Raw genomic sequence first — 4,310 nt, forward strand, 5'->3', positions numbered from 1 at the left:
TCGGTGTTCGTCGGGTTCGCGGGCGTCTGGCCGTCCGCGGCGGTACCGGTCTGCGTCAAGGGTGGTGTCTCCGGCGCCTCGTCACCGTCTCCGCCTGGGTCAGGGCGGAGGGGCGGACCCCATCCGTTCGTCATCGTTTCCGATCGAGGCAGGAGACGGGTTCGAGACGTCCTGCCACGGGTCCAGGGCCTCGTGGGCGGCCCGGGGACTCGACGAGTGTACGTGCGGGTCGTTACCTTGTCGAGATGAAACGACGGTTCGGTAACGGAACGATCACGAACCCCTGATCAGGAGCGGTCGACGTTCGTCACCTTGTGCCGATTCTCAGACTGGTACGGCGGCTGGGACCGTGCCTGGGGCGGTCAGTCCCGCTCGATGTAGACGTGCTGCGCGACCTCGGTCGGCAGCTCGATGCCGGCGTCCTCGCCGTCCACCCGCACGGCGACGTACGCCCCCGCGCGCTGCACCCGTGCGACACGGCCCGGCATGACTCCCGCGGTGCGCAGCTGGTGGAGCAGCTCGGGCTCGAACTGCACGGGCTCCCCCAGCCGCCGGACGACACCGGTGGCGACGGCGTCCGTGCCGTCGGTCGCCGCGACGATGTTCTGCACGCCGTCGAGGAACTGCTCCGCCGCCGGACCGCCGATCTCCGCGAGCCCCGGGATCGGGTTGCCGTAGGGCGACTCCGTGGGGTTGCCGAGCATCTCGAGCAGCCGGACCTCGACCTGCTCGCTCATCACGTGCTCCCAGCGGCAGGCCTCGTCGTGCACGAACGCCCAGTCGAGCCCGATGACGTCGGCGAGGAGCCGCTCCGCCAGCCGGTGCTTCCGCATCACGTGCGTGGCGCGCGAACGTCCCTCGCCCGTGAGCTCGAGGTGGCGGTCACCGGAGACCACGACCAGACCGTCGCGCTCCATCCGCGCGATGGTCTGCGAGACGGTGGGACCGGAGTGGCCGAGACGCTCGGAGATGCGCGCACGCAGCGGCACGATCCCCTCTTCCTCGAGGTCGAGGATCGTCCGCAGGTACATCTCCGTGGTGTCGACGAGATCGGTCACGGTCCGCCTCTCATGTCTGGGCCCAGCCCGATCCACCCTACTTGAGCAGTGCGACGAAACCGCACCGCGGGGCGCGTTCCACGGCCTGGAGGCACGGCCCGGGTCCGCCCCGTCCGGCCGGTGCAGGGTCGGTGGCGGTGGGATACCGCTGGCTAGGATCGGCACATGGCAGACATCGTCATCCCCGCCGAACTCCTCCCGACCGACGGACGCTTCGGCTGCGGTCCGTCCAAGATCCGCGGCGCGCAGCTCGAGTCGCTCGTGACCCGCGGGGCGACGATCCTCGGCACGTCCCACCGCCAGAAACCCGTCAAGGACCTGGTCGGCAGCGTCCGTCGCGGACTCGCCGACCTCTTCCAGCTCCCCGACGGCTACGAGGTCGTCCTCGGCAACGGCGGCTCGACCGCGTTCTGGGACGCCGCCGCCTTCGGGCTCGTCGAGCGTCGGGCCGAGAACCTGTCCTTCGGCGAGTTCGGCTCGAAGTTCGCCAAGGCCACGAAGACCCCGTGGCTCGAGGCCCCGCACGTCGTCGAGGCACCCGGCGGCTCCCTCGCCGCCCTCGAGCCGGTCGAGGGAGTCGACGTCTACGCCTACCCGCACAACGAGACCTCGACGGGCGTCATGGCACCGGTCGTCCGCGCGGCGGGGGACGCCGGCGCGCTGACCGTCGTCGACGCCACGAGCGCCGCCGGCGGAGCCGCGTTCGACGTCTCGGCGACCGACGTCTACTACTTCGCGCCGCAGAAGAACTTCGCCTCGGACGGCGGTCTGTGGCTCGCGCTGTTCTCTCCCGCCGCGATCGAGCGCGTCGAGCGCATCGCCGCCTCGGGCCGGTACATCCCGGAGTTCCTCTCGCTGCAGAACGCCGTGGACAACTCGCGCCTCGACCAGACACTGAACACCCCGGCGCTCGCGACCCTGCTGCTGCTCGAGGACCAGGTCTCGTGGATCAACCAGTCCGGTGGCCTGGCATGGGCGGACACCCGGACGAAGACGTCGTCGTCGACGATCTACGACTGGGCCGAGGCCTCCGAGCACGCCACCCCGTTCGTCACCGACCCCGCGCACCGGTCGCAGGTCGTGGCGACGATCGACCTCGACGACGCGATCGACGCGAAGGCCGTGGCCGCGACGCTCCGTGCGAACGGCATCGTGGACACCGAGCCGTACCGGAAGCTCGGCCGCAACCAGCTCCGCGTCGCCACGTTCACCGCGATCGACCCGGACGACGTCGCCAAGCTCGTCCGCGCGATCGACTTCGTCATCGGCGAGCTGCGCGGCTGAGCCCGAGAGCCGCTCCGCCCTCGCGAAACGCAACGAAGGCGGTTCCGCGCAGCGTCGTACCGCTGTGAGGAACCGCCTTCGTTGCGTCTTGCGGAGGGGGCGTCAGGCGCCGTGTCGCTCCGGGTCCGTCTCGGACGGGTCGAGCCGGTCGACCTCGAGGTCCTCGTCGGGGTCGGTGGGCCGGACGCGGGACGCCCGCCGGCGCGAGCCGCGGGAGCGCGCCGGAGCCGGAGCCTCGGCGACCTCGTCGTCGGTGTCGTCGGTGTCGTCGGAGTCCTCGGAGTCGCCCGCCGCGTCGACGTCGACACCGTCGAGCTCGTCGTCGTCGGACTCGGCGAGGTCGTCCTCGTCGTCCTCGAACTCGTCGTCGTCGTCGTCCGCGACGTCGTCGTCGGTCTCGTCGTCGTCCGGGTCCTCGTAGTCGAGGTCCTCGTCGTCATCGTCGTCCGACTCGTCGTCGTCCGACTCGTCGTCCTCGTCTGCCTGCCCGGCGCGGTACTCCGCCATCCGGTCCGCCCACGGCACCCAGTCCGGGGCGACCAGTGACCCGTCGCCGGGCATCAGCTCGACCTCGAGCACGGTGGGTTCGTCGCCCTCGACCTGCGCGATCGAGACCGTCCAGCGCCAGCCGGGGTAGCCGGGCATCCGGTTGGAGAACAGGACCGAGACGACGCCGTCGCCCTCGTCCACGGTGCCGACCGGCTGGCCGACCGTCGACTCCGGGGTGACCTCGAGCAGCGCCTTCCGCGCGAGCTCCGTGTGGTCGACCATCAGGCGTCCAGCTGGTCTGCGACGTGGCGCAGGATCGCGGCGAGGCGCTCGCCGTTCTTCGGGTAGCGACCGTGGCGCAGGTCACCGCTGATCCGGTCGAGCTCCTTCACGAGGTCCTCGACGATCACCGCCATGTCGTCGGCGGAACGGCGGGACATCTTGGCGAGCGAGGGCGCGGGCTCGAGCAGCCGCACGGACAGCGCCTGCGAGCCCTTCTTGCCCTGCACGACCCCGTACTCCAGGCGGGTCCCGGCCTTGACCGAGGTCACACCGTCCGGCAGCGAGGACGCGTGCAGGAAGACCGGCTCACCGTCGTCGCCGGTGATGAACCCGAACCCCTTCTGGTCGTCGTAGAACTTGACCTTGCCGGTGGGCATGCGTGGTCTCCTCGTGGTCTGGAACGGCCGTGGTGCGTCGGATATCCTGGGTCGATGGCCAAGCCGACCCGATCCACCGGGAACACGCGAGACTCCGCGGACACCCCGGTGACGTTCAATCGTACCGAACGCGTCCTCGGGTTCATGATCGGCGGCGTCTTCATCGCCGCGCTCCTCTGCATCGTCGCGATGATCGTGATGTGGCTGACCGTCCCGAGCGCCAACGGATCGATGCCGTGGCCGGTCATCATGGCGATCCCGCTCGTCGGACTCCCCGTCGGCATGGTGCTCGTCTTCGTGCTGCTCGGCCTGACGTGGGCCAAGCGGGCCCGCGAGAACCGGTCGGCACGCTGAGGACCGGCGCGGACCGGAGGCGGCGGACGATGACGACCACCGCAGACCTCGCCGCTCGACTGCGCGCGATGCCCGACGACGAGCTGGAACGGCTCGTCGTCGCCCGCCGCCTGCCGACGGCCGTCCTCGCCGATTCCGGCCCGCAGCACGCCGCCGACTTCTTCGACCTCGCCGAGGCGCTGCGCACCGACGACGCGGTCGACGCCGCACTCGAGCACCTGCCCCGGGCCACCCTGCTCGCGCTCCGTGACGGAACGACCGACGCGGGCGAGCTCGCTCCGGCCGTCGCGCTCGGCCTGGCCGACGACGAGGGCGTCGTCGACGACGCGGTCGCCGCACGCCTGGCGGGTCGGCCCGGGCTCGCGGACCTCCGGCCGGGAGGCACGGCGCCGGTCCGACCCGCCACGCCCGACGAGCAGGCGGCCGACCAGGACCGCGCACGTGCGACCGGAGCCGAGCACGCGTT

The 4,310-nt window shown here is 71.3% G+C and carries 5 protein-coding genes and 1 pseudogene; 3 read left to right on the forward strand and 3 right to left on the reverse strand.

From position 1 onward, the window contains the following. Positions 1-362 precede the first annotated feature (362 nt). On the reverse strand, positions 363-1,058 hold the full coding sequence (locus tag D8M35_RS15710) for a metal-dependent transcriptional regulator (protein ID WP_126892660.1): 696 nt from the start codon (positions 1,056-1,058) through the stop codon (positions 363-365). A 165-nt stretch (positions 1,059-1,223) separates the two neighbouring features. On the opposite strand from D8M35_RS15710, the gene serC reads away from it, so the two are divergent. After that, positions 1,224-2,342 carry a phosphoserine transaminase gene (gene serC / locus D8M35_RS15715; RefSeq protein ID WP_126892661.1) on the forward strand — a complete coding sequence of 373 codons (1,119 nt, stop codon included), beginning with the start codon at positions 1,224-1,226 and terminating at the stop codon, positions 2,340-2,342. Positions 2,343-2,444: 102 nt separating this feature from the next. Here the strand turns inward: serC and D8M35_RS15720 are convergent, their stop codons facing one another. Together D8M35_RS15720 and D8M35_RS15725 are read right to left on the reverse strand one after the other, a co-directional pair. Next, a complete protein-coding gene (locus tag D8M35_RS15720) occupies positions 2,445-3,113 on the reverse strand; it encodes a DUF3027 domain-containing protein (RefSeq protein ID WP_126892662.1) in 669 nt (222 codons plus the stop codon). Further along, a complete protein-coding gene (locus D8M35_RS15725) occupies positions 3,113-3,490 on the reverse strand; it encodes a cold-shock protein (RefSeq protein WP_126892663.1) in 378 nt (125 codons plus the stop codon). The genes D8M35_RS15720 and D8M35_RS15725 overlap by 1 nt, the downstream gene beginning before the upstream one ends. Positions 3,491-3,544: 54 nt before the next feature. Between D8M35_RS15725 and D8M35_RS15730 the strand changes: the two genes are divergently transcribed. Then, positions 3,545-3,844, forward strand: a complete 300-nt coding sequence (locus D8M35_RS15730) for a hypothetical protein (protein ID WP_126892664.1) — start codon at positions 3,545-3,547, stop codon at positions 3,842-3,844. Positions 3,845-3,873: 29 nt separating this feature from the next. Beyond that, positions 3,874-4,310, forward strand: a pseudogene (locus D8M35_RS15735) (hypothetical protein); the annotation flags it as partial.

The sequence above is a fragment of the Curtobacterium sp. HSID17257 genome, from assembly GCF_003989515.1.
Lineage (GTDB): Bacteria > Actinomycetota > Actinomycetes > Actinomycetales > Microbacteriaceae > Curtobacterium.